Origin of the sequence: Streptomyces sp. NPDC005423, from assembly GCF_040606415.1 — a bacterium.
In the GTDB taxonomy this organism is placed as follows: Bacteria; Actinomycetota; Actinomycetes; order Streptomycetales; family Streptomycetaceae; genus Streptomyces.
This window is the reverse complement of sequence record NZ_JBEXET010000098.1, coordinates 1-4,234: the sequence shown is the minus strand read 5'-3', so window position 1 is coordinate 4,234 and position 4,234 is coordinate 1. Positions and strand designations below refer to the sequence as shown.

Annotated in this window: 2 protein-coding genes and 4 pseudogenes; 2 read left to right on the top strand and 4 right to left on the bottom strand. The window is 67.9% G+C overall.

What is annotated here, in order from left to right:
- Positions 1 to 464: transposase (locus ABZT12_RS39150; protein WP_356394608.1), on the top strand; the 464-nt coding region annotated here is incomplete at its 5' end.
- 69 nt (positions 465 to 533) lie between these two features.
- On the opposite strand, the pseudogene ABZT12_RS39145 reads toward ABZT12_RS39150, so the two are convergent.
- The 3 genes and pseudogenes from ABZT12_RS39145 to ABZT12_RS39135 form a co-directional block, all read right to left on the bottom strand.
- Positions 534 to 716 (bottom strand): annotated as a pseudogene (locus ABZT12_RS39145) (hypothetical protein); the annotation flags it as partial.
- Entirely contained in the window at positions 677 to 2,437 is a 1,761-nt protein-coding gene (locus ABZT12_RS39140; RefSeq protein ID WP_356394605.1) for a protein kinase, read from the bottom strand. The pseudogene ABZT12_RS39145 and the gene ABZT12_RS39140, both read right to left, overlap by 40 nt.
- Before the next feature lie 533 nt (positions 2,438 to 2,970).
- Positions 2,971 to 3,189 (bottom strand): annotated as a pseudogene (locus ABZT12_RS39135) (IS5/IS1182 family transposase); the annotation flags it as partial.
- 92 nt (positions 3,190 to 3,281) lie between these two features.
- Between ABZT12_RS39135 and ABZT12_RS39130 the strand changes: the two are divergent.
- A pseudogene (locus ABZT12_RS39130) lies at positions 3,282 to 4,067 on the top strand (helix-turn-helix transcriptional regulator); the annotation flags it as partial.
- On the opposite strand, the pseudogene ABZT12_RS39125 reads toward ABZT12_RS39130, so the two are convergent.
- Positions 3,948 to 4,234 (bottom strand): annotated as a pseudogene (locus ABZT12_RS39125) (hypothetical protein); the annotation flags it as partial. The pseudogenes ABZT12_RS39130 and ABZT12_RS39125 overlap by 120 nt on opposite strands.

Below are 4,234 nucleotides of genomic sequence, written 5' to 3'. Positions count from 1 at the left end.
GACGGCTTCACCTGCTGCGGGCGTCATTTCGATACGCGGCCCGACAGGACTGGGACAAGATCGCCAAGGCGCTCAAGCCCGTCTACACCGCGCCGACAGAGGACGCGGCCACGACGCGGTTCCTGGAATTCGCCGAGACCTGGTGCAAGAAGTACCCGGCGATCGTCCGCCTCTGGGAGTCCAGCTGGCCAGAGTTCACACCCTTCCTTCAGTTTGATGCCGAGATACGGCGCATTGTGTGCACAACCAACAGCATCGAGAGCGTCAACGCGCGCATCCGCAAGGCCGTCCGCGCCCGCGGGCACTTCCCCACGGAGCAGGCCGCCCCCAAGTGCGTCTACATGGCGGTCATGAGCCTCGACCCGACCGGCGCCGGCCGCAAACGCTGGACTATGCGCTGGAAAGGCGCCATGAATGCCTTCGACCTGGCCTTCGACGGCCGCCTCACCGCAGGCCAACTCTAGCCACACCAAACCCAGTTACACCGCTAGTTTTACAGACCCGCCCGAAGGGCGTGGCGAGGGGGCCGAGTTCGATATGCCCGCCAGACCGGCCAGCTCTTCGCGGTGCAGTCCGGAGATGCGCCGCTCCCCGCCCAACGTCAGCCCGCTGTCCTGCGGTGACATGCGCTCACGCCAACCGCGCACAGCCATGCCGAAGTGCCATGTCGGCCATGTTATTGGAGGGTCCACGTCTGGTTGTCCCAGGCGTTGCATTCCCACAGGACCACCACCGTGCCGCTCGTGCCCCCGAAAACGGTGACGCACTTCTGTGACTGATTGGCCATCAGTTCCGTACCGGAGAAGTGGAATTGCTGGCTGGAGTCGCCGCTGCACGCGCTCAGTTGGATCTCGGTCCGGTCGTCGCTCGCTCCGTCGGCCACGGTCATGCATTTCCCCAAGGAGCGGAAGGTGTCCCTCGATCCGGTCTGCCAGCGCTGTGCCGCGGAGCCGTCGCAGGCGACATGGACCAGCTGGATTCCCTCGGTCCCGGCGCCGCCGCTCAGGCACTTCTGCGTGGCGGGGACCACCAGGGCATGGCCGACGGCCGGGCCGACCGTTGCACCGGACCCGCTTTCCTCGGATCCGGCATTGCCTCCGGACTCCGGCTCGGAGTCCTCATGCACGGTTGTGGACGTCGGCTTCGAAGCGGTGTGCGGCGTCGGAGATTTGGCGCCGGAACTCGCGGAGCGGGACGCCTTGGGGGAGGAGACCGTGGGTGCGGATGTGTCCGTGGACTGCTGGGTGGGGTTGTCGGCCGCGAGCGGGCCGTCGGACGCGGTGGCGCTGACGCTGCTCTTCCCCGTTGGCAGGTTGGTCAGCAGTACGGCGATCGTGATCAACAGCGCCGTGGCGACGGCCGCGGCGAGCACGACCGGCTTCCTCGAACGGCCTGGGGGCCGGTGCGCCTGTTGGTCGGTCGTATCGGGCTGTGGAGGTTCTACGGGTGGCTCGGCTGCGGAGGCATCGTCGTTTCCGCGGTCCGAGTTGAGCCCCGATGGTGATGGCGATGCGGACTCGGGCACTGGGTTCGCGGCCGGAGCCGGAGTCGGAGTCGGAGCCGGAGCGTCGTCGGCCACGGCCACGGGGTGGGCGGCGGGTGGAACAACAGAGGGCCCCGCTGCGCCTGCCGGTCTTCGCAGCATGCGTTCGGCGTCCTCGGCCGACAGCCGGTCGGCCGGTTTGGCCACGAGCAGGCCCTGGATCAGCGGGGTGAGCGGTCCGGCACCGCGCACTTCGGGGGCCGGTTCCATGGCGATGGCGTACATCGTCTGGGCCACCGTTTCCCGGAGGAACGGTGAGCGGCCCTCGACCGCTTCGAAGAGCGTTGCGCCGAGTGCCCACAGGTCGGCCTCCGGCCCGGGTTTGGCGCCGACGAGGCGTTCGGGGGCCATGAAGTCGACCGACCCCACGAGTTGGCCGGTGCGGGTGAGCGCCGAGGTCTCGACGGCCTGGGCGATGCCGAAGTCGGTGAGGACCACGCGGCCGTCCTCGGCGAGCAGCACGTTGGCCGGTTTCACATCCCGGTGCAGGACCCCTGCCCGGTGCGCGGCCCATAACGCGGCGATCACGCCCCGGCCGATCCGGGCGACCTCGTCGAGCGGGACCGTGCCGTCCGCCTTGATCCGGTCGGCGAGGGTGGTGGAGCGCACGTACTCCATCACGATGGTGGGCCGGCCCTCGTCGTCCACGACGTCGTGGACGACAACGACGTTCGGGTGGCTGATCCGGGCGGCGCTGTGTGCCTCGCGCCGGGCGCGTTCGAAGAGGGTGGCGAGTTCGGCGACGTCGAGTTGGGGCTGGGAGTGGAGCTTCTTCACGGCGACCTGGCGGCCCAGGAGTTCGTCGTGGGCGCGCCAGACGGTGGCCATGCCGCCCCGGCCGATGCGGTCGAGGATGAGGTATCGGCCGGCGATCAGCCGTCCTTCGTCGGACACCGTGGGTTCCTTTTCTCTGCTTCAGACCGATCCGGCCGACGGCGCCACGGGGTTCCTCCGGCCGACCGCACGCCCAACGGCCCTTCGCCTACGACTGGTTGAGGGCATTTTGGCAGCGAAGGGCCCGGAAGCAGCCGCTTTCCACGGCGCGTCGGGCCCGGTTGTCGCGCGCGGGGCGACTTCAGGGCTATTGGTCGGTTCCCTGAGGAGCAGGGCCCGGCCGCGAGCGGGGCGGCGCCGGATCACGTCATGAAGATCCGACGACCGTGGTCGACGAACTCGCCGGGCCCTTCGCGTGTCGATCATCCTCTACGGGGGCGGCAGCGGCCTAGGGGGCAGGGTAGGTACAGCAGTACCACCCACGGCGTTGCTCCAACCAACTCCAAGGGCAGGGCTAGGGCGAAGGCGAGCGTGGTCTTGGCCGCCCCGCTGGATCCGGTCAGCTTGAGCGACATCTGGCCAGGGTGACAGCCCGCAAAGGCTTTCTCGACTGGTTTGCGGGCCCCCACCGGCCCTCGGCTTTCGTCGGATTCCTACAGCCACTCGTCGGTGGCGGCGACCAGTACGGTCGCTTCGTAACGGACGGCAAGCTTGTCGTATCTCGTGGCGACCGCGCGGTGTCTTTTGAGGCGATTGATGCCGCACTCCACCGCGTGGCGTTCTTTGTAGTCGACCGGGTCGAACTTCGGCGGACGGCCGCCGCGAGAACCGCGCTTCCTGCGGTTGGCGATCTGATCGCGCTTCTCCGGAATGGTGCCCCGACGCGTCCGGCGAGGCTCTGCCGTACGGCGCGCCGTAACCCGACCCGGGCGGTCAGGACTCGACTCCGTGTAACAGATCCGTTATGTGGCAACACAAGCTTCGTGTCGTCCGTGGCATCTGGACGACGATGGTCCGCATGGCGACGATGAATCACTTTGGCATGACCCTGCGCGGCTGGCGTGAGCGTATGTCACCGCAGGACATTGGCCTGGAGGCCGGCGGGGAGCGGCGCGTCCCTGGACTGCGTCGTGAAGAACTGGCCCGTCTGGCAGGCATATCGGTCGACTACCTGGTGCTGCTGGAACAGGGCCGCGCTCGCAACCCCTCGGCCCAAGTGGTCACCGCTCTGGCCAGAGCACTGCGCCTCGACCCGTCCGAGCGTGACCATCTGTTCCGCTGCGCCCAACTCGCACCGCCCTCTGCCGGGAACGTCTCCAGGCACATACCCGCGAGCGTGCAGCGACTGGTCCATCAGCTGGGAGCGACTCCCGCCGGGATCTTCGCTGCTGACTGGACCATCATCGGCTGGAACAAGATGTGGACGGCCGCGGCCGGCGATCCCCGCGCGTACGGCTGGGAGGGGCGCAGTCTCATCGCCGGGATGTTCCAGACGAGAGCCAGCCGAGACCGGGACCCGATTGCGGCATGGCCTGTCTGGTCATGGAGAGGCAGCGACGCGGAAGAGGAGGACCTCGTCGCCGACCTGCGTGTGACGGCGGCCGCCCATCCCCAGGATGAACGTCTTGCCTCACTCGTCGAAGGCATGCTTCGACGGGAACCAGCTTTCGCCCGACTGTGGTTCAACGGCACTGCCACCCCCTGGGCCGGCGACCGCAAGACCATCGAACATCCACGGGTGGGTGACATCACCCTCGACGTCGATGTCCTGATGCCTGCCGGCACCGACCTCCGGATCCTCACGTGTGCGGCTGCGGCCGAGTGAGGGGCCACGAAGTTTCCGGACAGGCATCCAATAGGGTTGTCCTGAACAAGGAAACGAGGAAGAAGTGGCGCCACCCAGTAAGTACTCGCCGG